The 24,284-nt window shown below is 35.7% G+C and carries 24 protein-coding genes; 3 read left to right on the top strand and 21 right to left on the bottom strand.

Translation table 11 applies throughout. From position 1 onward, the window contains the following. Positions 1–4: 4 nt before the first annotated feature. The 5 genes from KUA55_RS08705 to KUA55_RS08685 all read right to left on the bottom strand — a co-directional run bounded on the left by KUA55_RS08705 (position 5) and on the right by KUA55_RS08685 (position 5,766). Positions 5–1,591, bottom strand: a complete 1,587-nt coding sequence (locus KUA55_RS08705) for an ABC transporter (RefSeq protein WP_218325812.1) — start codon at positions 1,589–1,591, stop codon at positions 5–7. After that, on the bottom strand, positions 1,584–2,306 hold the full coding sequence (locus KUA55_RS08700; protein ID WP_218325811.1) for an ABC transporter ATP-binding protein: 723 nt from the start codon (positions 2,304–2,306) through the stop codon (positions 1,584–1,586). The genes KUA55_RS08705 and KUA55_RS08700 overlap by 8 nt, the downstream gene beginning before the upstream one ends. Before the next feature lie 194 nt (positions 2,307–2,500). Beyond that, on the bottom strand, positions 2,501–3,691 hold the full coding sequence (locus KUA55_RS08695) for an ABC transporter permease (RefSeq protein WP_218325810.1): 1,191 nt from the start codon (positions 3,689–3,691) through the stop codon (positions 2,501–2,503). After that, positions 3,678–4,817, bottom strand: coding sequence for an ABC transporter permease (locus KUA55_RS08690; RefSeq protein ID WP_218325809.1), 1,140 nt, complete (start codon positions 4,815–4,817; stop codon positions 3,678–3,680). Before KUA55_RS08690 ends, KUA55_RS08695 begins: the two co-directional genes overlap by 14 nt. A gap of 13 nt (positions 4,818–4,830) precedes the next feature. Continuing rightward, entirely contained in the window at positions 4,831–5,766 is a 936-nt protein-coding gene (locus KUA55_RS08685) for an ABC transporter ATP-binding protein (protein WP_218325808.1), read from the bottom strand. A 114-nt stretch (positions 5,767–5,880) separates the two neighbouring features. Here KUA55_RS08685 and KUA55_RS08680 point away from each other — a divergent pair, with 114 nt between their 5' ends. Genes KUA55_RS08680 through KUA55_RS08670 form a run of 3 tightly spaced genes read left to right on the top strand, consistent with a single transcriptional unit; the run spans position 5,881 to position 8,213 of the window. Further along, the gene (locus tag KUA55_RS08680) at positions 5,881–6,990 is read left to right on the top strand and encodes a sensor histidine kinase (RefSeq protein ID WP_218325807.1); all 1,110 of its coding nucleotides are present in this window, start codon (positions 5,881–5,883) and stop codon (positions 6,988–6,990) included. A gap of 21 nt (positions 6,991–7,011) precedes the next feature. Beyond that, positions 7,012–7,638: a response regulator transcription factor gene (locus KUA55_RS08675; protein ID WP_218325806.1), complete on the top strand. Its 627-nt coding sequence runs from the start codon at positions 7,012–7,014 to the stop codon at positions 7,636–7,638. 14 nt (positions 7,639–7,652) lie between these two features. Next, positions 7,653–8,213, top strand: a complete 561-nt coding sequence (locus KUA55_RS08670) for a GrpB family protein (protein ID WP_218325805.1) — start codon at positions 7,653–7,655, stop codon at positions 8,211–8,213. A gap of 21 nt (positions 8,214–8,234) precedes the next feature. Here KUA55_RS08670 and lpdD read toward each other — a convergent pair whose 3' ends face one another. From lpdD to KUA55_RS08595, 16 genes are all read right to left on the bottom strand, one after another. Further along, on the bottom strand, positions 8,235–8,627 hold the full coding sequence (gene lpdD / locus KUA55_RS08665) for a prenylated flavin chaperone LpdD (RefSeq protein WP_218325804.1): 393 nt from the start codon (positions 8,625–8,627) through the stop codon (positions 8,235–8,237). After that, a complete protein-coding gene (locus tag KUA55_RS08660; RefSeq protein ID WP_218325803.1) occupies positions 8,624–9,181 on the bottom strand; it encodes a UbiX family flavin prenyltransferase in 558 nt (185 codons plus the stop codon). The genes lpdD and KUA55_RS08660 overlap by 4 nt, the downstream gene beginning before the upstream one ends. Before the next feature lie 9 nt (positions 9,182–9,190). Further along, the gene (locus KUA55_RS08655) at positions 9,191–10,663 is read right to left on the bottom strand and encodes a UbiD family decarboxylase (RefSeq protein ID WP_425514605.1); all 1,473 of its coding nucleotides are present in this window, start codon (positions 10,661–10,663) and stop codon (positions 9,191–9,193) included. A 79-nt stretch (positions 10,664–10,742) separates the two neighbouring features. After that, positions 10,743–11,615 carry a LysR family transcriptional regulator gene (locus KUA55_RS08650; protein WP_218325801.1) on the bottom strand — a complete coding sequence of 291 codons (873 nt, stop codon included), beginning with the start codon at positions 11,613–11,615 and terminating at the stop codon, positions 10,743–10,745. A gap of 82 nt (positions 11,616–11,697) precedes the next feature. Next, a complete protein-coding gene (locus KUA55_RS08645; protein ID WP_218325800.1) occupies positions 11,698–13,452 on the bottom strand; it encodes a carbon starvation CstA family protein in 1,755 nt (584 codons plus the stop codon). Positions 13,453–13,649: 197 nt separating this feature from the next. Then, a complete protein-coding gene (locus KUA55_RS08640) occupies positions 13,650–14,321 on the bottom strand; it encodes a hypothetical protein (protein WP_218325799.1) in 672 nt (223 codons plus the stop codon). Between the two features lie 11 nt (positions 14,322–14,332). After that, the gene (locus KUA55_RS08635) at positions 14,333–15,451 is read right to left on the bottom strand and encodes an NAD(P)-dependent alcohol dehydrogenase (RefSeq protein ID WP_218325798.1); all 1,119 of its coding nucleotides are present in this window, start codon (positions 15,449–15,451) and stop codon (positions 14,333–14,335) included. A gap of 13 nt (positions 15,452–15,464) precedes the next feature. Further along, on the bottom strand, positions 15,465–16,526 hold the full coding sequence (gene buk, locus KUA55_RS08630) for a butyrate kinase (RefSeq protein WP_218325797.1): 1,062 nt from the start codon (positions 16,524–16,526) through the stop codon (positions 15,465–15,467). A 4-nt stretch (positions 16,527–16,530) separates the two neighbouring features. Continuing rightward, positions 16,531–17,412, bottom strand: coding sequence for a phosphate acyltransferase (locus KUA55_RS08625; RefSeq protein WP_218325796.1), 882 nt, complete (start codon positions 17,410–17,412; stop codon positions 16,531–16,533). Between the two features lie 8 nt (positions 17,413–17,420). Continuing rightward, positions 17,421–18,779, bottom strand: a complete 1,359-nt coding sequence (locus KUA55_RS08620) for an aldehyde dehydrogenase family protein (protein WP_218325795.1) — start codon at positions 18,777–18,779, stop codon at positions 17,421–17,423. Between the two features lie 104 nt (positions 18,780–18,883). Further along, the gene (locus KUA55_RS08615) at positions 18,884–19,474 is read right to left on the bottom strand and encodes a TetR/AcrR family transcriptional regulator (RefSeq protein WP_218325794.1); all 591 of its coding nucleotides are present in this window, start codon (positions 19,472–19,474) and stop codon (positions 18,884–18,886) included. Positions 19,475–19,699: 225 nt separating this feature from the next. Continuing rightward, complete coding sequence (locus KUA55_RS18515) at positions 19,700–19,825, bottom strand: hypothetical protein (protein WP_281419018.1); 126 nt, start codon at positions 19,823–19,825, stop codon at positions 19,700–19,702. 119 nt (positions 19,826–19,944) lie between these two features. Continuing rightward, positions 19,945–20,478 (bottom strand): GNAT family N-acetyltransferase, encoded by a 534-nt coding sequence (locus tag KUA55_RS08610; RefSeq protein WP_218326153.1) that lies wholly within the window; start codon positions 20,476–20,478, stop codon positions 19,945–19,947. Between the two features lie 66 nt (positions 20,479–20,544). Next, positions 20,545–21,189, bottom strand: a complete 645-nt coding sequence (locus KUA55_RS08605) for a TetR/AcrR family transcriptional regulator (RefSeq protein WP_218325793.1) — start codon at positions 21,187–21,189, stop codon at positions 20,545–20,547. A 180-nt stretch (positions 21,190–21,369) separates the two neighbouring features. Further along, positions 21,370–21,723 carry a hypothetical protein gene (locus tag KUA55_RS08600; protein ID WP_246601441.1) on the bottom strand — a complete coding sequence of 118 codons (354 nt, stop codon included), beginning with the start codon at positions 21,721–21,723 and terminating at the stop codon, positions 21,370–21,372. Positions 21,724–21,736: 13 nt separating this feature from the next. Next, entirely contained in the window at positions 21,737–24,121 is a 2,385-nt protein-coding gene (locus KUA55_RS08595; protein ID WP_218325792.1) for a Xaa-Pro dipeptidyl-peptidase, read from the bottom strand. Positions 24,122–24,284 lie beyond the last annotated feature (163 nt).

The following is a 24,284-nucleotide window of genomic DNA, read 5'->3' as shown; positions in this document are numbered from 1 at the left end:
ATAATTAATTTGACAATCGTTGCCAAAAGTTTTTTTGATTCCGCCAAATCCAAAAAGCAGAGATAGCTGCCACCACTAAAAATAAAAGCAGGTTGACTATCATTAAGCCATTGGTAAAAATCATAATCATGGTATAAAGAGCAACGACAATAATCGCAGCGAACATCGTTCCAAATAACCGGAACATCAAGCGAAAACTACCACCACCACGACTAAATAATTGGCTGATATTGTTCCAACTTAAATTTAAATGTCGATAATCACCGGCAAAGGCACTTAATGAGAGTAAATAACTCCCTAAAAGACCGCCAACCAGTGTTGATACAATTAATACAAAAGTTAATTTAAAAACAACACCACTTAAAATCGTCACTAATCCTACCATTAAACACTGTAAAAACAATCCTAAGCGAAATTTTTCTTTTAAATATCCTTTTAATGAAATTGGTAATGAAGCGATAAATAAAAAATTCTCTCGATCCAATGAAATCATATTGGCTACAAAAGAACTTTGAGTGGTCATCATGGCTGCTAAAAATAAACCGACTAGAAAAAATACACCAAAGAAGTAATTAGGTAATTGGTCAAAAGCGATACCGCCATTCAAGGAAAAAGAAATAATAAAGACCACTGGCATAATCAAAGTCGCACTCATTACTTGCATTACCAAATTTGGATTTTTAAGTAATTGTAGATTATAGCTACGAATAATTTGAACTAGATTCCCTTGTTTTTTATGTTTACGGCTACTTCTAGGTGTGTCATTTGCAGATTGGCTCATCTGTTGATACAAACTTGGGACAACCATTTTCTTAAGTAAGATAAACAAAAGCAATAAAACAACTATGGTTCCGGCAATTGATAATAAACCATTCATAGAAAACGGTGTTGCTGCTACATAATAAAAGGGCATAAATATTGCCAATGCTGGACGATCGGCTACAGTCATTGAGCTGCTAGAATTCGTGGCATTAATCATGATGATCCCTGCCACTGAAATAATCATCGAAAAACCTAACATTAAACTGGTCAAAGTTTTTTTATGCTGTTGGAAAAATTTTGTTCTAGCAAATGCAAAGATTAAACTAGTACAAATGCCAAAAAGTAAGCAAAAGAAAATTACAAAGAGAAGAATTGACCAAACAACTGCTAAAACAATCGGTAACGAATTTAGACTACCTAAGAAAAATAAAATCAGTAACGGTAAAATAAAAGGCACGATCGTTAAACCAACGGCTAAAAATTTAGCAATGAAAATGGCTCCTTGGGAAATCGGCAGAGGTAAATAGTCCATTAAATCTCGGCTGTCAAAGAAGACATTAAAAATTGCCGATAAACCTTGTGTAAACCCGATTAATGCAAATAAAGCCATGTAGTAAGTGAAATTTCCCGGCATTTTGGCAAAATCGATAAAAATCATCATCAGACCATAAACAACTAAAAAAATCCCACCAGACATGATGTATCCCCACATCAGGCTTTTAACAACTTGTGCACCTTTTTTTCCCTTGTCTCGAGCTTGTTTGGTGGCTTTAGGATTGGTGTACAGAATATTGATGCCGACTAATTTTTGGATTAAACGTCTATTCATCCGTCGCCTCCCGTCCAGCCATTCCTAAATAAATTGTTTCCAAGCTTTCATTAGGATGCTGATCTAATAAATTTTTTACGGTTCCGTTATAAATCAGCTCACCTTTTTTTAAAATCGCCAATTCATCACACAATTGTTGCGCCGTATCTAAATTATGAGTAGAAAAAATGACGGTATTGCCCTTTTCCGCATGTTTCTTGATCATCCCTTTTAAATCAAAAGCCGCTTGAGGATCTAAACCTTGCATTGGTTCATCTAAAATCCAAATCGCTGGATCCGCTAAAAGAGCACCAATAATGACTGTTTTTTGGCGCATTCCGTGAGAGAAGCTCTCGATGGTTTCATTTTGATGACCCGTCATATCAAACAAAGCCATTAATTCTGCCAAAGATGAAGTATCGGTAATTTCATAAGCAGCCGCTATTAAATCCCAATATTCATTAGCAGTTAATTGTAAAAATAAATCTGGTGAATCTGGTACATAAGCAATTTTTCGTTTGATATCTAAACGGTTTTCTGGTAAAAGCTTGCCATCAAAATATATTTCTCCGCTTGTTGGCTCAATAATTGAAACCAAACTTTTAATTGTTGTACTTTTCCCTGCACCATTATGACCGAGAAAACCGTAAATTTTCCCCGCTGGTATTTCTAAGTTTAAATGGTCTAATGCAGTTTTATTTTCATATTTCTTGGTGACATTTTTTAGTTCAATCATTTTATAACCTCCTAAGTTAGCTTTTATTTTAGCCTAAAACAAGTAAAAAAACTGCTATATTTGGTATTTTTTTGTTTGATGATCAAAATTTATTCTCTTAAGTTGTTGATTTTGAATTTTCAAGAGACTATTTTTTTCGACTAGACTTTTTTTCTAAATTCACAAAAACCTCCTCTTTTGTGAGGAGGCTGGGTTTATGATTCTAAAGAGACGGTTGATTTTTTCCCGAATATTTTTAATCCACCTTTTTCTTTCATACTAATAAGATGAATGACTAAAAAGACAGCTGTGAAAGCACATAAAATGAGAGATTGCTGAAGAAATTGTTCTTTAAATGCTTGATTAAAGACGACTGTTTTTCCTAACAAGAGATTATTCTGAGCAAACCAATAAGTCGGAGTAAAAGCAGCAATTTTTGAGACAAAATCAGGTAGAATTTCGCTTGGAACAAAAATCCCTCCAATAAAGCAGCTTCCCATAATAAATACATTGTTAATTCCGGCAATCGATTCACTATTTTTCATGATACTAGTGACTAAAATAGAAAAGCTCACCATAACAGATAGGAATATTAAACTGTTTAAAATAAAGTATCCGGTGATTACATCCCATCCACTTTCCGTCACAATCACCATATACACCATGAAAATCAGAAAACAAACCATTGAATATACCAAGCTAGCAGTTGAGATTCGACGACTTAGTTTTCTACGAGATATTGGTGAACAGCTATTTCGATCACGAATTTCTTTACGATTAAAGGCTAAATTAATCACTGCATAGCCACTAAATATAGTACTAAATAAACCGTAAGCCAATAAATTGAAAATATTTCCCACTAAGCCTTGGCGTTTTTTCTGCTGATAAGTCTGATCAAATTTCACTGTTCCTTTTTGAACCAAAGTGTCATTAGTTAAAGCTAGAATGTCGGCCTGATCACTTCCAGCCATTTGTGAGCGGTAAGTTTCAAATGTATTTAGAAAACTGTTGATATTCGAATCCACCAAAGTTTTAGAAAAGGTACCAGGTTTTGTTTGGCTATCGACGGTTACTTTTTTTCCTGCCCATAAATCTGACCCGAAATTTTTAGGAATCGTCAAAATATAGTCGACTCTCTCAAAATACAAAGCATCATCCAAACCTTTTTGGCTAGTGTCTTTCAGCTGAATTTGCTGATTGCGCTGGGTCAGCTGTGTGACTAAACTTTGACTAATTTCAGAGTTATCTTGATTTAAAATCACAATCTTAGCTCCAGTTAAATCAGATTGCTCTTCTTTTAATTGTCCGGCATAGAAGAAAGTAATGACCACTGTGATTAGCAATCCTAATAAAAGCACCCCTTTGTTTTTTTTAATAATTTGAATAATCGCATTATAGATGGTCATATTGCACCCTTCTTTCAAAGAAATAATTTAATAGCATAAAGACAATAGTAAAACCGACTAACCAAGCCAGATTGATATAAAAAGTATTAAGTGATTGATAGTAAAATAATTGATATAAACTATCACTAATCAAGTTGACGAGATTTAATTTGCCTAATAACGGTAAATTGACATCGATCCAATATTTTAACGATTGAGAACCCATCATACCTGCAAAGAAACTCATAGCCATACTGAGCCCTACACCAATCGATATTTTTTGCTGTAAACCTAATTTCGGCAACGCATTTCCTATTAAAGTCCCTAAGGAAAGTGTCGCTAAAGATGCGACGCCGTAAATCAGTAAAATCCAGCCCCAACGATTGCCAAAATCAACTTGGTAGACAAAGTGGAAAATCGCTAAGATAATCATGCTTTGACTGTAAAATAAAACGAAGCTGGCTAATAAATTCGCTATCGCAACCGTTAGTTTATTCTTCGGCAGTAACGATAGCCGCATGCCATTTGCTGATTGATTGGCTTGCTGGTCGTTGGCATTTTTCAACCCCCACATGAAACTATACATAATCGCCATCGCTACCAAGGTGAAAAAGTAAAACGATTTCACGCTATAACTACTGGCTTGATGGCCTTCAGCGACATAATTTGTTGAAGCAAATAAATCTTCTGAAATAGCTTGTGGATTGACGGAACCACTAGCAATTAAATTTTCAATCTCAGTCGTTTGTTGAAGATATTGATTTAAAAATTCTTCCATGATGGTTTGTGGAATGCCGCTTTGGCTGACTGCTAAAGAAATATCCGTTGGTGTTATTTCATAATAACCAGCAATTTTTTCATCAGAAAGCTGTGTGACTGCTTGTTTTTTGCTCATCTGTTTACCTTGATAAACCGGCTTTCCATCATTTTCCAAGCTATATAAAACTGTTTCGAAATTTTCAGTTTTTTCTGCATCAGATGAAACAATTCCGATCTTCGTCGTTTCCAATTGCCCTTGATCATCTAGACCACTAAAAGCGAAATTAAATAGCAAACCTAAAACAACTGGAAAAGCAAAGGTCCAAAAAAGCAATACTCGATTTTTCAATAAAACTTTAATCCGATAAATAATTAAACGTAAAAACATCTTTTTTTCCTCCCTAATCCCGCAATTCTTTGCCAGTTATTTCTAAGAAAACATCGTTTAATGTCGCTTCTTCAGTTATTAAATTAGCATAAGGAATATTCTGAGCTTCAAAATAACTTAATAAAGGTAACATGCTAATTCTCAACTCTTCGGTATAAACAACCAGATGTAATTCATCATAACTAATCTCCAATATACCAGGTAATTTGCTCAGCTCAGTCAGTTGGTGTTGTTGAATTTCAGGAACCTCTACCACAACTTTTTCACTTGAACGAACCATATTTTTTAACTCTTCTTTACTACCTTCAGCAATTACTTGGCCTTGATCGATAATCACAATTCGGTTACACAAAATTTCGACTTCTTCCATATAATGAGTGGTATAAACAATTGTTGCTCCTTGGCGATTCAATTCTTTGATGCTTTCTAAAATTTTATTCCGACTTTGTGGATCTACAGCCACAGTTGGTTCATCTAAGAAAATTAATTCTGGTTTATGAACAATTCCGCAAGCGATGTTCAATCTTCGTTTTAGACCGCCACTTAATTGTTTCGGCAGGAATTTACAAAAATCTTCTAAACCAACTAACTCAATCACTTCATCCACATGCTGACGACGAATCGTTTTATCATTAATGTATAAGCCACAATAATAATCAATATTGTCACGAACATTTAATTCATCAAAAACAGCAATCTCTTGCGGCACGACACCAATTTTTTGTTTAATACCATATTTTTCTGGTCCCATTTTTTCCCCAAATATTTTAATTTCACCACGGTCATAAGACAATAACGATAAAATGCAATTGATCGTGGTCGATTTACCACTGCCGTTAGGACCTAATAATCCTAAAATATCCCCTTTTTCAACGTTCATATTTAAATGATTAATGGCTAAAAAATCGACATACCGCTTAACTAAATTATCTATCTCAATCATTTTCATCTTGAAAACTCCTTTTCTTTTTCTTAATACCATGACTATAATGGAAATAAAGCAGTGAAAAAAGTGAAAATCTGCTAAAGACGACATGACAATTGTCACATTCAAGGAGTTTTTATGACAAAATACACTTATTGGTTGGAATATCTTTGGCTTTTTATCATTGGTTCAATTCTACTATTTGCTGATCAATTTCAACCTGAAAATATCTGGTATTTATTAATAGCTATTTTATTGGTGGCACCAGCTCGCTTAATGACCAATAAGATCAGCAATTGGTACTCTTTTGTATTTATTTTTATTGCAGTTATTATGAGTTGGAAGTTTAGTTTTTTTCTACCGGCCACTTTAAGAATTGTTTGGTGCGAAAGGAAAAAATACGATTGGCTGATGCCGTTATGTTCAGGCATATTGATCTTGGTTGTCCCGATGCCTTGGGAGACGCGCGGATTATTATTTTGCTTAATTGTTCTGACATTATACTTATCTTTGCGTGAAAGAAATTTTTTGCAATTAAGCCGAGAATTACTGCAATTAAAAGATGATAGCTGGGAAAAGCAAGAATTATTAAGACAGAAAAACGAGGAATTAATTGACAGTCGAGAAACTTTTCTTGATTTAGAAATAGCAGAAGAACGAAATCGGATTGCTAGAGATATTCATGATAATGTCGGACATTTACTTTCGAGTGCCATTATTCAACTAGGAGCTATTAAAGCAATTAATAACAATCAAGTCATCACAGAATTGTTAAATAAGCTGGAAGAAACAATTCATACCGGAATGAACAGCGTCAGAAAAAGTGTTCACGACTTACACGCTGATTCACTCAATTTGGAAAAATCCGTAGATTTACTGCTTGCAGACTTTAACTTTTGCACGGTAGACATTATCGGCAAGGTGCCTAGCTCCTTAGAACAGACCGAAGAAAAAGTTATTTTAACTGTCATTAAAGAGGCCTTATCTAATGTCATGAAACACAGTCAAGCAACACAAGTTCAGCTAGTCTTTGATGAGTTGCCAGCATTTTATCGTTTGAAAATCCTTGATAATGGAAAAATCGGTCGACCCAATTTAGCTTTAAATGATGGAATTGGCTTAACTAGCATGCGACAACGAATTGAACGAATCAATGGTCAGCTGCACATTAAAGCCTCCGATAGAGGCTTTCAAATTAATATTATTTTACCTAAACATTCTGATTCCCGCACTCTTAAAAAAACTTAGTAAGAAAAAGGAGCCTTATTTATGATACGTGTAGTGGTAGTTGACGATGATCGCTTAGTAACCGAATCACTAAAAACTATTTTAGAAGCCAGCGGTGAAATAAAAGTAGTTGCAACTGGCCAATCCGCCTCAGAAGCAGTGACCTTATACTTAAAAGAAAAACCAGATGTTCTGCTTAGCGATATTCGGATGGGCGATAGCACTGGTATTACTGCTGCCAAAGAAATATTGCAACAAGACACAGCCGCAATTATCTTATTATTAACCACTTTTTCAGATGATGAATACATCCGCGAAGCTTTATCATTAGGTGTGAAAGGTTATTTAATTAAACAAAATTTGGCTGCCATCGTACCTGCAATTAAAGCTGTTTACAATGGTCAATCCGTTTTTGGTTCAGAAATTGCAGGAAAATTATCTGAAGTCCTACAGCAACAACCTCAAAAAAAAGCAGCGACCTTTCAACTATCTGAACGGGAAGAAGCAATCTTATTGGAAGTTGCGCGCGGGAAAAATAACAAGGAAATTGCTAAAGCACTCTTTTTAAGTGAAGGCACCGTTAGAAATTATATTAGTCAGCTATTGGACAAACTTGCTGTTCGTGATCGTACTCAGTTAGCAATTTTTTATTACCAAGAATATCAATAGAAAAGAGGGATCTTTTGACGAAACCATTAGCAGAAATGTCTTTAGCAGAATTATGGCAATTATTTCCTATTCAGTTACAAGAGCACCAGTCTCAATGGAACGATTGGTATCAAATTGAAAAAAATTTATTGAAAAATTCCTTAAAAAATATCTCCGGCCTTCAAATCAATCACATCGGCAGTACCGCGATAGATACGATTTGGGCCAAACCAATTATTGATATATTAGTTGAAATTCCTGCTAAAACTAATATTATCAGCGTAAAAGAGACCCTCTTCTCAGCGAACTATCTTCTAATGTCTGAGTCTGATAGTAGATTGTCTTTTAATAAAGGCTATACCGAGAATGGTTTTGCTGAAAAAGTTTTTCACCTTCATTTGCGTTATTTAGGTGATCATGACGAACTTTATTTTAAAGATTATCTAAACACTCATCCAACTGTTGCGAAACAATATGAAAAATTGAAACTAACCCTTTGGCAAAAATTTGAACATGACCGTGATGGTTATACAAATGCCAAAACAGATTTTATTCAAAAGTATACTCAACTGGCCAAAAACAACCCACAACAATGAGAACGATGTTGTGGGTTGTTACTATTGATAATATTCTGCTTCTGGTAAATTGGGTTGGTTATTTTTAAGCCAGCCAGACAATTGGTCAGCTAGCTTTTCAATCATTTGAAAACTGGCGATAATTTGCTCTTTTGTAATTTGATTGACATGCACACCGCTAGTGACCACAATATTTCCAATTGGTTGTTCGGTCAGATTTTCGATCAGCTTTTCTGCCAACAAATCGTCTTTATGAAATCGCCCATCATGACTGGGAAACCGTAAAACGTCTTGCTCTTCTGCATTAAAAATCGAAACCGTTCCCAAATGTGGTGTATCTCCGCCAGTGATTACCAATAACAAATCATTGCCTATAAATTCTGCAGTCAGCTTGATTTGATAACCAGCCTGTGTGACTGAAAATTTTTTTCTCATCCTTGCCACCTTCTACCGGTATTTTCAATCCCTAATGCATCAAGTAGCTTCATGGTTTGATGATTAATGATGTCAGCGATTGTTTCTGGATGATTATAAAAAGCTGGAATTGGTGGAATGATTTGCACCCCTAGCTGCGCCAATTTAGTCAGATTTTCTAAATGAATCGCATTTAATGGCGTTTCTCGCGGCACTAAAATAAGCTTTCTTTGTTCTTTTAAAATTACATCGGCGGCTCGAGCGATTAAGCTATCACCAAAACCAATTGAAATTCCAGCAACAGTTTTCATACTAGCTGGTACGATGATCATCCCATCAGTTAAAAAAGAACCACTGGCAACTGCAGCCCCTAAATTATTGTTGTCATAGACAACATCAGCTAAGGCACGTAAATCTGACATTTTCAAATCAGTTTCTAACTTTAAGTTTTCTTTTGCCCAATTACTGATGATCACATGGGTTTCAATTTCAGGGTCAACTTGCAGTTTTCTTAACAAATCTACCGCATAAACTGTGCCTGACGCACCAGTAATTCCCACGACAATTTTTTTCATCCTACTCACCTATTTCAAATATTTTTCCCAATCTGGTACTTCTTTAAATTGTGCCCGTTCAAATTGATCTTTCAAATCAAAAGGTACCGTACCATCTAAAATTGTTTTACAGCTCATTCCTCTTACCCGAATCGATTTTGGATCATACTCTGGTCGTTCAGACGGGTCTAACGGATGATTTCTCATACCGGGTAAAACGATAATGTCTTGATCTCCTTGGAACCGAGTATTTAGAGTCCACATTACATCATTCATATCAAAAATATCCACATCATCATCAACTAAAATTACTGTTTTCAGTTCTTTAAAGGCAGATAACGCTAAAATTGCTGCTTGTCTTTGAATTCCTTCATCCGCATCAGTTTCTTTATGAATTTGTAGAATTGTCATAAATTTACCGCCACCAGCTGGTGGATTATAAACATTGACCACTTTTCCCGGAATTGCTTTGTCCACCAAGTCTAAAATGCTAGCTTCAGTTGGAATCCCAGCCATCGATACATGTTCTTCACTGGGACCAATTGTTGTTTGCATGATTGGACGGTCTTTTCGATGTGTAATCGCTTTGACTTTTAACACATTTACGGCAGGATTCGCATCACCATTATAACCAGGAAATTCCGGCATCGCTTTACCTGTATTGGTATTGATATCTTCACGAATCGTTTCGTGGGGTAAAATTTCTGCCTCAATCACAAATTCCGCTCGTGCCAAACCGACTTCATCCACTGCGACACCATCAACTAATTGAACTGGTTGGTTTCGTAAAGCTCCAGCAATCCATAATTCATTGTAGCCAAGTGGGGTAGTTGGTGGCTCAAAAGTTGTCCCAATCGAAATAGCAGGATCCAAACCAATATTAATCGTTACAGGCATTGGTTTATTTAATGCTTCATATTGTTTTTGGAAATGACCAATATGCCGACCTCCTGGCATAATGTACATACCGATTGTATCTTTATCTTCTAATACCATCCGGTGAATCGTCACATCACTCATAGTTTTATCGGGATCAGATCCGTAAACAACCCCCATTGTGATATAAGGCCCAGCATCATATTCCGTATTAGTTGGTGCCGCTAAAATTTTGCGAATATCAAAATCCTCATCCGTTGCTAAGTGGATTACTTCTTGAGCGGGTGCTTCTTTCTGAGAAACTTTTACTGGTTTGACTGGATTTTGGACAGAATCCTTTAAAAGTCGACCTAATGTTTGATAATCATGATGAAAAATTTTTCCAACCCGTCTGCGACTAGCTAAAATACCTGTCAAAACTCGAGTATCAGGAAATCCTTTAACATTATTAAACATCATGGCAGGGCCTTCTTGAGTTGGTCGCATAATCGTTCCACCTGCACCAATATAGCGATAAACACCAGCTAATTCAGCATGAGGATCAACTTGCTCATCCGTTTCATGATATTGTCCTGGCATTTCTTTTAATTCGGCTAATACTTTTCGTAGATCGTATAATTCACTCATCAAAAAACCTTCTTTCTTGCTCTCTATGTTTATAGTTTAAGAGGCAAGTGAAGAAAGTTCAATTCGACTTATTTATCTTCTATTCCAAATTGGAATATTCTTTTTTCAAAAACTGCCAAAATTTTTGGACTGCTTCATTTCCTTCTGGACCCTTCTCGAAATAAAGATAACTGTTTTGTTCTGGTGCAATAGGGATAGTTTTTATTTCATTAGATTGTTTCGTTTGAGTCGTTTTCTCCATCACTAAAGCAACACCAATCCCTTGATTTACCATACTTAAGATTAATTCGATCCGGGTTCCTTGATAACCAATTTTAGGTGTAAAGCCATTTTGCTGGCAAAGTTCAATCACAGAATAATAAATTTCCTTATGGTTTCCTAAAAATAAAAAATTCTCATTTTTTAACTGTCCTAGTTGAATTGATTTTTCTTGAGCCAATGGATGTTTTGCCGGTAATACCACTACTAATCGATCTTGTTCTGTCAATAAATACTCATTTCCTTCAATTAATGTCAGTGATCGCAGGAAACTCAGACTATTATTGGCAGCGGGTAAGGCCAGATCATCGGCTTCAGCTTCATGTAATTGCAGCTGAATTTGTGGATTTTTCACTAAGAATGTTGTCAAGCTAGCAAATGCTTGATAGTTGGGCATAGTAGGAATAGCATGGATAATTAAGGATAAATCTTGTTGTTGCTTAAAAGTAATTAACTGCTGTTGCAGGCCTTGATAATCTCTTAATATTTGTTGGGCAAAGGGCAAAATGAGTTCGCCAGCTTCAGTCAAATGAACATGATGCTTACGCTCAAATAATTGACTATCTAATTCTTTTTCCAAAGCAGTAATTTTTTTTGAAACATTGCTTTGAGTAGTGAAATTTTCGGCTGCAGTGTCACTATAATTTAACGTTTCAGCCAAATCTACAAATAATTGAAGCTTCTGGAAATCCATCTATTTTCTCCTATTCCATTTTAGAATATTTTAACACAAAAAAACTAGCTACCTGAATACAATCGAGATAGCTAGTGAAAAATTATTTTACTTCTGGTGCAACATCTTTTACTTTTTCTTTAGTATCAACTGCAAATAATGCTTTTAGACATTTGACCGCTACCATGATACCTAATCCTAATAGTAATAATGCAAACACTAGTTGCAAACCATCAGATAATAAAACAAATTGGCCCGCTTGTGCTTCTGCAGGAATCGTAATTAAGAATTGTGTCGCTGACATCATTTTAGCAACTAAACGATACAACGAAATTCCTAATGCTGTGAAAGTCACTGCTAACATAATAGCCATCGGAATATAAAACATCACGCCAGATTTTTTAGCTGTTTTCATATAAACAGCTACGGCGATCATTACCATTGCGGCTAATAATTGATTGGCTGAACCAAATAATGGCCAAACGCTGTTGTAACCACCCAAAGCTAGCACAAAACCAGCTGCTAAAGTTACGATTGTCGCCACATATTTATTAGTTAATAATTTAGCAATACCAGTGGTTTCACCTTCAGTATTCATAAAGAATTCTTGTAAACTCATACGACCAATTCTTGCTACTGAATCTAATGAAGTCAATGCCAAGGCAGATACACACATCGTCATAAACGCTTGAGCAACTGTGATTGGTAAACCAAAGTTTGCTAAGAAGCCAGCAACTGAACCAGAGAAAATTTGAAATGGTGTACCTTCAGGTAATTGACCATTTTTGGCTACTGCACCAGCTACGACTAATGCTACGACAGCTAAAACACATTCACACATCATAGAACCATAACTAATTGGTCGCATATCTTTTTCATTTTTTACTTGTTTAGATGACGTTCCTGAAGAAACCAAACTATGGAAACCAGATACCGCTCCACAAGCGACAGTAATAAAAAGAATCGGGAATAAGTAGTTCATATTGCCATTAGCATCGGAAATTGCAAATCCGTTAAATGCATTCAATTCAATCGTTGGATTTTGCATAACCAAACCTAATACAGCAGCAATGATCATTCCTAACAGCATATATGTGCTTAGGAAATCACGAGGTGCCATTAACAACCACATTGGCATGACTGAAGCTAAAAATAAATAAGCAAAAACAATCAACAACCATGTGCTTTTATCTGCAAAGATTGGGAAACTCATACCGATTGCTAAAGTAATTAACAATACCACAATACCAAAAACATGCATTTTCCAACCACTAAGATGAACCCGTTTCATGATCAAGCCAACGATTACTGCCGCAACAATAAACAACATTGAAATTGAAGCTGCTGAAGCATTCGCATTGTTAACTGATTGTGCGACATCCGGTGTTAAACCGTTAAATGTTGTTGCTACGATATCCCCAAAGGCGGCAATAACTAATAAAGAGAAAAGCCAACAAAATAATAAGAATAATTGCTTACCAACTTTACCAATATACTTTTCAATAATTAGTCCAATCGATTTACCTTCATTTTTAACTGATGCATACATCGCACCAAAATCATGAACGGCGCCAAAGAAAATTCCGCCAAATAAAATCCATAAAAATGCTGGTACCCAACCAAACATCGCGGCGATAATCGGACCAGTCACCGGACCTGCCCCCGTTATGGAAGAAAACTGATGACTAAATACCACAAACGCTGGTTCTGGCGTATAGTCTTCGCCGTCTTCTAATGCATAAGCAGGTGTCTGAGCTTTCGGATCAACGCCCCATTTCTTTTCTAACCAACGAGAATACCCAAAATAAGCTGCTAGAAAACAAATAATTGCAAACACCAATAATACGACTCCGTTCATAAAATTCACTCCCTTTTTACATGATATGTTCATGATATTCTCATATTTACCTTTGAATGTAAAGAGAATTTTATAAATTTTCTGAATATTTCTGCCGTATTTCCATCAATTCTTGCTGGGCTACTAATTAACAAGGTGGTGTGAACTAAAGCTAAATAATAAAAAAAGCAAGAATCCGAAAATTCTTGCTTAAATATTTATGCAATTGCACCGTCATCATCACTCATTTGACTACTTTTCTTAGCTGCAAAAGATAAAATAATCCCTAAAGCTATCGAGCTGAAGGCAGCTACCACTACGCGAACATTTTCAGGTAATAGAAAGACAACCGTATGAACTGGAATCCAAAAACAAATTCCTATTTTCAACCAATTAAAAGTCACAAAGCTTGGCCAATCAATTTGTTTAACAATCCCTTTTAAAGTGCTGGTTTTGTTTTGGCTTCGATTATCAATCAATACATCCAAGACACGATGAAAAGTATTCATTGCTGGTGCGAAAGTCAGATTCATGATTGATGAACCAAACAATGCTTGAGCTAATGGTACTTCGAAGAATGGTAATAAGCCTTCCATTTGAGCTAAACCGGCTCCTCCCATGAAGATTGGGAAAACCAAAGTGACCATTAAACCAATCACACCCCAGACTACCGCTCGGGAAAAAACTTCTTTAGAAAGTTGGTAATTCCCTGTCACAATTCGTTTGCCTAATAAATCACCCATGGTTGCTAAAATGCCAAATTGGATAAATCCACCAAGGTAAGGATGAGCACCACTTTGCGCCATAATCGCCGCTCGGGTAGCGGGAATGACAAATAATAAGATTAAACTAGCCATGATTGCTAGCCAAATAACATCTCCTTTTTTCATTAGCGAGCCTCCTAACTAGGTGGTTGATAAGCTTTGTCCATGACAACTACTGCTTTAATCACTTCACCGCTTAATGAATCAGCTTCAGCTTGATTGATGTCTTCAAAGTCATAATATTTTACAAATTGGTCAAAAGGAAATTCTCCTCGTTGATAAAAATCAATTAGGTTTGGCAAATGATACTTAGCAATCGTATCGCCAATTAAAACGCCTCGCACTTTTTTATTTCCGAAAACTAAATCAAAGAAAGTATTCACTTCAAATTCTTTTTTAGTCACCGCTAAAGGTACAAAGGTACCCGAGTTTGCTAGCGAATGTAAAGCTTGAGTCATTACTGGTGGCACACCAGTTGAATCAATCACATAATCTAGGCCCTTACCCTCAGTCAATTCCATAATAAAGTCTTGCGGATTTGCTTGACTACTGTTTAAAATATGGCTTGCTCCCAATTCTTGGGCTTTTTCCAAACGCTGATCATTGATATCAATTGCCACAATCGGATAACAACCAGCGATTTTTGCCGCCATAACTGCCGCAAAACCAACTGCACCTGTTCCAAAGATCGCAATTCCTTCACCTACAGAAGGATTCAAAACTCTTAAAACTGCACCACTACCAGTACCTAGCCCGCATCCAAGAGGACCTAATAAACGTAAATCAATTTCTTTTGATACTTTTACTATATTCGATTCATCCGTTAAGCTATAAGTAGCAAAGGAAGATTGATTAAAGAAATTATTAACTGCTTCTCCCTCGTCAGTGTGTAAAACATATTCTCCACGAGGGTTCTTTCCGATATTATTAACTGTGAACCATTTTTCACAACTGGAAGGATGACCGTCTGTACAATGACGGCATTCACCACAATAAGCATAAGATAAAATTACATGATCACCTGGTTCAACTGAAGTAACTGCTTCGCCGACTCTCTCAACAATGCCTGAACCCTCATGACCTAAAACATTGGGAAATTCGATACTATTGCCGTTTCTTTCTCCATAGTCAGAACGACACAATCCACTAGCTACAATTTTGACTAACACATCTGTTTGTCCCACTTCAGCTAATTCAATCTCGCTAATTTCATAAGGGGCACCTTTTTCTTTAACGACCGCTGCTTTGACTTTCATGAACAAGCTCCTTTCAATAATTAAATAGTTGTAATTCTTCTTCCCCTAAGACGACACGTTCCCCACCTTTTGATAAAGCAATCATTTCATGTTCTCCTGCTTCAATGACTACTGGAGCAATAAACTGGACTCTTTTACTGACACCACTCGCTACTTTTTGTGAGTAGGACACACCACCTGTTAAAGCAATTCGATCAATTTTCCCATCAGTTACTGTTGCTAGACTACCTATCGCTTTGGCTATCTGATAAATAAAAGCCTCATAAACAATCGCTAATTCTTGATTTCCGGCTGAAATTTCTGCTTCAATTTCTCTGGCATCGCTAGTTCCAGCGTATGATTTTAAACCACCTTCTCTTTTGTATAACCGGAGCATTTCACTTTTACTATGGGTTTCACACAAATCAAAGACATATTTTAAAGGTAATCCACCGGTTCTTTCAGTTGAAAAAGGTCCTTCATCGTCAGAAATTGAATCAATCATCCGTCCTTGGCTGTGTATGCTGACTGAATTCCCACCGCCTAAATGGGCGACAATAAAATTGCCATTTTGATAATCAATTCCAGCTTCTCGTGCGACCTTCATAGCAACTGCCCGCATATTTAATGCATGACCTATACTTTTACGCGGTACACCTTTTAATCCAGAAACACGTGCTACGTCATCAAATTCATCAACTGAAACAGGATCATAAATCATCGCAATTGTTCTTTTGTTGGCTTGCTCTTTTAATTCATAAGCCAGCAAGGCGCCTAAATTTGATGGATGATCAATTTTTGTTTTCTTAGTTAAGTAATCTAACATCGGTTGATTAACTTCATAAGCTCCAGCAGTCACTGGCGGTAAAATACCGCCGCGTCCAACAATTGTATCTAATTGAGTTAAATCAATTTTTTTCTCAGCTAAGAATGACAAAATATGATTTCGTCGATAATCAAGCTGATCACTGACATATTTAAAATCTTGTAATTCTTCCACCGGATGGTCAATGCTCATCTCTTCAATAATTTCACCATCAACATAATAGGCAATCTTTGTAGAGGTAGAGCCTGGATTTAAAGCTAAAATTTTCACAGGATCACTCCTTACTACAGTACATAGCGACTAAGATTGAATAAGCCTTCTCTTTTTCATTTGATCCACGAGATACCATGACAATTGGTACTTTGGCCCCCATAACAATTCCAGCCATGGTAGCTTTCGAAAAGCCAGTTAAACTTTTTCCTAAAACATTCATGGTGGTAATATCTGGTCCAACTAACACGTCTGCTTCACCCGCAACTGGATTTTCGTAGTGTTTAATTTCAGCAATTTCGCGATTGGTTGCTAAATCAAAAGAAATCGGACCAGCTATTTCAAAATCGGCTGTTTCAGCAAATTCGGCTGCTAATTCTTGTGCTTCAACGCTGGAGGTAATTTTCGGATTGACAATTTCAGCAGCTGCCAATAAACCAACTTTCGGCTTTTTGACGCCCAGTTTTTGCATAACTTTCACACCATGAGCAATCAAGGTTCTTTTTTCGGTTTTAGTTGGTTGTAAGACCATGCCACCATCTGTTGTTAATAATAATTTATGGTAATTGGGAATATCATTAACTGCCACATGAGTCAGTAGTTGTTCAGCAATTCCAAGTTCTTTATTGACAATCGCCTTTAAGAAAGTGCGAGTCGCTAAATGTCCTTTCATTAAACAGTCTAACTTTCCTTCTTTAACTAATTGAACTGCAAGAGCTGCACTAGTCTCCTCACTTTCTGAAGGAACAACTTCTGCATGATAATCAAATGTAGCTAATAAATCAGTGATAATTTGACTATTACCGATTAAAACTGGCTGGACATAATCAACTACTAAAGGATTAAAAACTGCTTGAATACTGACTTTATCATGGGGACAAACTACGCCAATCCGGACCTTTTGTTTTACGTCAAATTTTTTTAAGAGACTTTCAAATTTATCCATTTTCTCACCTAATCCCAAGGTGATCCTGTATCTTTGGCTTCAATTGGCATTGCGATTCGTGAAATATTAATTAAATGTTTGTAATATAAATTTTCTGAAATAATGTTATTTCCCCATGAACCACAACCTAATGAAACAGTTGGATTTAAGCCGTTTGCAGGTGAGCCGCCGGCATCAATTGTTGGTTGGTTAATAACTAATCGGCTCACTGGCAATGCCTCACCAACATAAATCATATGTTCTTTATTGTGACTAAACAAACCAGCTGAGTGACCGGCGCCCTCTAATTCTAGATTTTCTTTTGCAAAACCAACTGCTTCTTCAAAGTTTTGATAGCTCTTCAATGCTAGAACTGGAACCATTTTTTCTTTACAGAACAATTCTGCTTTGCCATTTTCTTCGACCTTCACAGCAATAATTTGACTACCTTCAGGTAATGAAACATCAGCTGCTTTAGCAATAATATCAGGATCCTGACCGATCATTTCTGGATTAGCTACCCCTTCTGGAAAGACAACTTTTCTCAAACGATCAACCTCAGCTGGATCGGAAATGACTGCTGCTTGATTTTTACCTAATTCTGCAAAAACTTCGGCTTCTTTTTCTGCTGGATAAATCAAACTTTGCTGACAAGCACAGACAATCCCATTATCAAATGAGCGTCCAATAACACTTAACTCTGCTGCTGCTGCCACATCAAAATCCTCATCCAAAATTGCTTGAACATTCCCAGGCCCAACACCATAGGCTGGATGGCCACTAGAATAAGCAGAACGAACAAGACCTGGCCCACCAGTTGCCACAATTAAATCAACATTTTTCATTAATTCTTGAGACAACTCAATACTTGGTTCTTCAATTACTTGCAACAAATCTCTTGGTGCACCTATGCTCTCTAATGCATCGCGCATAATGTCGATTGTTTTTTTCGTTGTCTTTTTTGAGCGAGGATGTGGCGAAACAATCATGGCATTTTTTCCTTTCAATGCCATTAAGCCATTACCAAGCGGTGTGATAGTTGGATTTGTTGTTGGAGTTACCGAGCCAATGACCCCTCTTGGATGTGCAATTTCAATCAGACCTTCTTCTGGTATTTCTCTGATGATACCTACTGATGGTTTGTTTTTTAATGAGCTAAAAATATTGGTTGCCATATTTTGATTTTTTCCAATTTTGTGATCGAAACGACCAAGCCTTGTTTCTTCCACTGCAAGTTTTGCTAAAGGTTCTGCTTGTTCGAAAATTGCTTTTGACATCGTATAAAGCATATCATCCACCTGTTTTTGATCATACTTAGCAATTTCCTCCATTGCTGTTCGGGCTTTTGCAACCATCTCTTCAATTGTCATTTTAAAAGCTCCTTTCATTTTTGACATACATCGTTGTATGTTTACAAACCTAGTTTAACAAGCAATTGAAAGCGTTGTCAATAAAGTGAAAAAAAAAACTTGTCGAATTTAACTTCAACAAGCTACAAAATTTTTTTCAACTGAGAAAAAATAATTTCTAAATTATTATTAATGACTGATAATTTATAGGTCGGTTTTACTTCTTTAGGGATGCCAGAGACATACATTCCTTCAAAGTAAGTATAAAAAAGACTGGCTAACTCACTGGCCTGAGAAGCTTCGCATCCAATTGTCAATAAACCTGTTTCAAAAAATTGATACAATCGTAGTTTAGAAGCTTGAATCTCTTGATACACTTCAGAAAACTCAGCCTCTGTTTCCAAGGTTTGCATGGATTGTTGCAGGAATTTAAAATTTTTGAGATGTTTAGTTGGTACATGAATCAAACGAGCTGTCTTTTCTTGAAAATCCCATTGGTCATTTTGAATGATTTTTTCTTTTTCCAATTGAATTTTACTTAATACCTCTTTGATCACTTCTTTAAATATTTGACTTTTATTCTCAAAGTGCCAATAAGCTGCTCCACGACTGACTGAAGCTGACCGTGAAATCTTTTCCAAAGAAGGACTTTGAAAACCAAATTCATAAAAATTATTAAATGCAGCTATTAACAAACGTTCTCTTGTTTGCAAACTATCTTCTTTTCGTGACATATAAACTCCTTTTTATAACAAAAAATTTTTTAGCATGTGGAAAAAAAGTGGAGAATTATGATAAAAATTTTAGAATTCATTTTTACTCTGTGAAAAACGTGCAAGCGTTTTACTTGACTATAACATGGATCAAATTAAAAAGCTTCAACTAGGTAAGTTTGACCTAACTGAAGCTTTTTCTCGGAAAAAACAAAAATAAGCTGACGGCCAAAGCCCCAACTTCCTTTAGAATATTTTCCCGGTAGAAACGGCATAGACTGCTAAAGAGATCAATATAACTAAACCTAACATTTCAATTAAAATGTCGCTAGTCTTGACCGGTGATTGCGATTTTAACGCATTCTTCTTCATGGTCTGTTTTTGCCCTCCTCAATTTACTTGACGATGTAAGGATACCACTCTTTCAGAAAAATAATAAAGGGCAATTCAACATGTTTTACATGAGAATACAGTGGCAACTTTATCATTTATTACAGTTCAGAATAAGGAATCACTGCCTCGACTTGGTTTGTTGGTTCTTTTAAAAATTTTTGCATCCAAATGACATCATGCCATTGATTAAATTTGTAGCCGATTTTCTTAAATTCAGCAACCTTTTGATAGCCAAATTTTTCGTGAAAGGTGACACTATTATCATTTCCACCCGTTATACAAGCCGTCAAAACTAAAATGTTTTGTTTCTTCAATTCATTTTCTAAAGCATCATACAACATTTTTCCGGTTCCTTTTGCCTGATCTTTTACTGACACATAGACAGTCACTTCCACGGCCCAATCATAGGCCGCTCTTTCTTTGTAGGAGTGAGCATAAGCATAGCCAACAATTTTTTCTTCTTCAACAGCTACTAAATAAGGAAACTGCTGTAAAGTTCCACTGATTCTTTGGGTAAAATCGGCAATGGTTGGTACTGTGTATTCAAAAGTAATATTGGTATTAAGGACGTAAGGTCGGTATATTTCTAATAATTGAGTGGCATCTTTTATTGTGGCAGTTCGAATTTTTATCATTTTTCACCTCTTATTTTTTGAATATTCTAACATGAATAACATCATATAAAAAGCCCTCAAAAATTAATTTGAGGACGGTTGTTCTCTTCTGGCTTTTTCCGTTAGTATTTCTAATAGTTGGAGCGAGTCAACATTTTGATAATCAATTTCAGGAATACCTACTAAACCATATAAAAATAAGTGTAGTAATTGATGATTGAAATGGAAGCTTTCTGCTTTAAATTTTTTATTCTTCTGAATATTCACAGCAGCTTGAATATAAGATAAAATGGTTTCTCGTTGAATTTTTTTGTCAATATCATGAGTATTGTATCCTAAATTGATAAATCTTAAATAAACTGAGTCTACCCATTTTTCAACTTCTTCTTGAATCTGATTGACTGAAGCAAGGTCTGATAAGATGTGATCTTCAAAATTACGTTCAATAATTACTGATAGTTGATTATTTATTAATTCAATAGCTTTAACCAACTTTTGAGAATACTCCATTGTTGTAGCATAAATGTCACTTAATTCCTCTTCTATCGGCTCGATCATTAATAAGATAATCAACCTAAATAATTCTTTTTTATCATGAAAGTTGTGTTTAATGGCAAATACGCTCGTATCTGACGCTTCAGCAATTTTATCTAACGTAACCTTCCCATATTTTTCACTTTTAAACATCGAAAGCGCTGTATTAAAAATCATCTCTCTTTTAGTACTCACAACAAATCCCTCACTTTAGCTTTCTTAATTACAAATAAATATAACATATATAAATTATAAATTAAATCCTTATTCATTGATATTTATTCAAAATTCTAAAATAATAGTAACGTATTTAATATTTATGTAATAAATTAAAAAACCGATACAATTCATTTAATAAATTGTATCGGTTTTATTTTAAATTGTTTTCGTTGTGTAACCTGTTTCGAAAATTTCAGTCAAAACCAATTGCAAATTTTCATCAGACAAGTACGTCAAAGGAAAATCAGCCATGTTCTCATAATGATGATAGTCGTTACCAAAGAAATGAACCGGCATCAACTCCAAACCCTGACTACCAAAACCATCAATGACGGATGCACCATAATGGTTAGGAAAACGATAGATAATTTGATTGTTGTCCTCGTAGCCCACACCTTTAAAAGCGTAGCGACGATACTTTCGACACAAGGTTCGATCAGATTGACGTTTTTGAAGCCGCTTAGCAAAATCACGTGACATTTTTTGTTGAAAATCCTCAAAATCTGTCATTTTTTCACCTCAATTAATCTAATGGTAAAGTTAAACGTGATTCATTAAAATCAATCGTGTAATCAATGTCTTGATTGCCGCGGACAGTATACGCAAAATCTGTTCCATAAATAGCTAAGCCTAACTTATGTCCTTTGACTAGTCGATAAATCGTTGGATGTAAATCAATTTCTACTTCAACAAATTCTCCGGCGATCAAATCATTGACTTTCCATGGATTTTCACGATTTTGTAAATTGATATGACCACGGGTAATAACTTTATACTCAGTTGGTGCCCCTAGTTTCATTTCAACTAAGTTGTCTTCTCGCCAATTTTGTCCTAATTGTAGTCCTTTTAATGCCAAAGTGTCTGGCACTGGTTTTAATCGTTTCGCTGTACCAAAATCAATTAACTCAAAATTCAACATGCCAAAATCAACTGAAGAAGCCACACGGACCTTAACTTTTACTCGGCCGTTAATCAGCAATTCTTCATTTAATTCTGACGTTTTTGCTAAATATCGATGACCTTCCATTGCATCATCTGTCAGCATTTCTGTTTCCCATAATGGGTTATTTTTACTATACCGTTCGTATTGTGCGATTGGTAATTTATCAGAGAAAGTTGTTTCACCATTGGTTTCGTTTTCCGATAATTCATTTTTATCGAAATAATAGACTTTTTCTTTCATGCCTTTCCAATCGTTGAACGTTTCCCAAGTATCTTCTTTAGTATTATTTTGAACCAATAAATCTGGTAAAATTTCTTTAGCATTATTTTCGACACCATAAAGCTTATGAGACAACCACAAATTCATCATATCGTGAAAATCAAGCGATGGCATATTGTTAATATAAATATGTTGCCCTTGGTGTAAAATTAATTTTTTCGCCACTGGTACGTCTTTTAGAGCATCCCACAAATCACCAACTTGGCGCGGTTTCACATTCCAATCATTTAAGCCATGTACCATGACTACATCACATTTAATGTCTTTAATAAATGGTAAGTAATTTCTTTCATCCCAGAAAGTATTGTAATTTCCACTGGTGCGATCTTGCAATACAGCCATTTCTTTCAAGTAGCTATTGAAGAAATCTTTGGTGTGTAAATAATCTCCTGCGTTATGCATTTTAGAGAAAGTTTCAATCGCTAATACATCCGCATCTTCTCCTGGAAATCCACCTGGTGCAATTACTAACCCGTTGTCGCGATAATATTGATACCAATCAGAAATCGCTGCTTCAGAAATAATTGTTTCCAAGCCTTCTACTTGTCGAGTCGCACAAGCAGTCGCTAAAGTGCCCAAATATGACTTCCCAGTCATGGCAACTTTTCCATTTGACCACCATGCTTTAATTTCGATATTATCTATTCGATTGGTAAAAGCCCGGCGATTTCCTGCTAACCATTCAATATAAGCAACCATTGCTGTAGTCTGTTCTACTGAGCCACAAGTTTGAATGCCGTCTGAATCTTGCGTACCAATTGCAGCACCATAAACTACCGCAAAGCCACGTGCTAAGAAGTAATCATTTAAGGTATAGCTGCCTTCTCGTGTGAAAGTTTCAGTTGCATATTTGCTTTCACCTTTGACCTCTCTTTCAGCAGGAATCGTTTCATCTCTTCCTTTAAAGCGAATTTGCTCATAAGGAGTATCCTTTGGTTCTTTTCTTTCTAATGGAACATTTACATCATAAGTTAAAGCTTCTCCGGCAGGGCCATTTACTCCTTGTGCGTAAGGACTAGCGGTAAATAATGTAGGTACTTTTAAACCGGTTTCTGTTTCTGATGGCCGTAAAATTTCTAGCTTTAATAAATCACGATTACCATCTAAATCAGTATCTAATGGTGCTTCTACATAGACGACCTCACGGATTAATTTATCTGTCGCAAATACAGCTTGGGCCTTTCCATTGAAAAAGTAAGGTTTTGGTAACTCTTTGTCAACATAAAAACCTTGATTTGCTAATTTATCAATGAAAGCTAGACCATTTTTAGTATGCGTATTTAATAATAAATACCAAGCTTCGATTAATACATCTGGATCAGTAAAATCGCCCTCTACAACTGGGATATTGATTTTAACTAAATCTTCTTCTAAAGTCTCTACATTGAAATCAATTTCATTGAAGAATTCCAACTGTTGTAAAGCTACAGTATAGAAAACTTTTTTTGTTAATACTTGTTTTTCTTGATAAAAATTTGCTAAATCAGAAGTTTCAGTCGCCAAGAAATTACCAAGTTTTGCGATAAAACCACTCTCGTCTTTAACCTTTAATAAACTTTTTTGTAAAAATTCAAACCATAATGCTGTACCGTCTGTTGCACTTCCAGTTAGAAACTGTAGCTCTTGCAATTCCTGCTTAGCATCAGCTAACGAAGTTTTTTTCAAACCAAACTGATTGATTTTCATGAAATGTCCTCCTTTAATTTTAACAAGTCAATTATATCAAAGAACCGCAGGTACTCGCCTTAAAGTTTGATGAAAACACTTTCTTTTTTTTTAGAAAGTACGGGGCTGAGGATGCTACTTTCAAATTTTCTTATTTTTGTTATAATACCAACAGGTGATGAGA

The sequence above is a fragment of the Enterococcus alishanensis genome, from assembly GCF_019218635.1.
GTDB classification, from domain to species: domain Bacteria; phylum Bacillota; class Bacilli; order Lactobacillales; family Enterococcaceae; genus Enterococcus_A; species Enterococcus_A alishanensis.
Note: the sequence above shows the minus strand (reverse complement) of the source record. Positions and strands in the feature narration are given on the sequence as shown.

Coding starts and splice junctions, on each gene's coding strand:
- KUA55_RS08705 (WP_218325812.1), bottom strand. CDS start 1,591: ATGAATAGACGTTTAATCCAAAAATTAGTCGGCATCAATATTCTGTAC.
- KUA55_RS08700 (WP_218325811.1), bottom strand. CDS start 2,306: ATGATTGAACTAAAAAATGTCACCAAGAAATATGAAAATAAAACTGCA.
- KUA55_RS08695 (WP_218325810.1), bottom strand. CDS start 3,691: ATGACCATCTATAATGCGATTATTCAAATTATTAAAAAAAACAAAGGG.
- KUA55_RS08690 (WP_218325809.1), bottom strand. CDS start 4,817: ATGTTTTTACGTTTAATTATTTATCGGATTAAAGTTTTATTGAAAAAT.
- KUA55_RS08685 (WP_218325808.1), bottom strand. CDS start 5,766: ATGAAAATGATTGAGATAGATAATTTAGTTAAGCGGTATGTCGATTTT.
- KUA55_RS08680 (WP_218325807.1), top strand. CDS start 5,881: ATGACAAAATACACTTATTGGTTGGAATATCTTTGGCTTTTTATCATT.
- KUA55_RS08675 (WP_218325806.1), top strand. CDS start 7,012: ATGATACGTGTAGTGGTAGTTGACGATGATCGCTTAGTAACCGAATCA.
- lpdD (WP_218325804.1), bottom strand. CDS start 8,627: ATGAGAAAAAAATTTTCAGTCACACAGGCTGGTTATCAAATCAAGCTG.
- KUA55_RS08660 (WP_218325803.1), bottom strand. CDS start 9,181: ATGAAAAAAATTGTCGTGGGAATTACTGGTGCGTCAGGCACAGTTTAT.
- KUA55_RS08655 (WP_425514605.1), bottom strand. CDS start 10,663: ATGAGTGAATTATACGATCTACGAAAAGTATTAGCCGAATTAAAAGAA.
- KUA55_RS08650 (WP_218325801.1), bottom strand. CDS start 11,615: ATGGATTTCCAGAAGCTTCAATTATTTGTAGATTTGGCTGAAACGTTA.
- KUA55_RS08645 (WP_218325800.1), bottom strand. CDS start 13,452: ATGAACGGAGTCGTATTATTGGTGTTTGCAATTATTTGTTTTCTAGCA.
- KUA55_RS08640 (WP_218325799.1), bottom strand. CDS start 14,321: ATGAAAAAAGGAGATGTTATTTGGCTAGCAATCATGGCTAGTTTAATC.
- KUA55_RS08635 (WP_218325798.1), bottom strand. CDS start 15,451: ATGAAAGTCAAAGCAGCGGTCGTTAAAGAAAAAGGTGCCCCTTATGAA.
- KUA55_RS08625 (WP_218325796.1), bottom strand. CDS start 17,412: ATGGATAAATTTGAAAGTCTCTTAAAAAAATTTGACGTAAAACAAAAG.
- KUA55_RS08620 (WP_218325795.1), bottom strand. CDS start 18,779: ATGAAAGGAGCTTTTAAAATGACAATTGAAGAGATGGTTGCAAAAGCC.
- KUA55_RS08615 (WP_218325794.1), bottom strand. CDS start 19,474: ATGTCACGAAAAGAAGATAGTTTGCAAACAAGAGAACGTTTGTTAATA.
- KUA55_RS18515 (WP_281419018.1), bottom strand. CDS start 19,825: ATGAAGAAGAATGCGTTAAAATCGCAATCACCGGTCAAGACTAGCGAC.
- KUA55_RS08600 (WP_246601441.1), bottom strand. CDS start 21,723: ATGACAGATTTTGAGGATTTTCAACAAAAAATGTCACGTGATTTTGCT.
- KUA55_RS08595 (WP_218325792.1), bottom strand. CDS start 24,121: ATGAAAATCAATCAGTTTGGTTTGAAAAAAACTTCGTTAGCTGATGCT.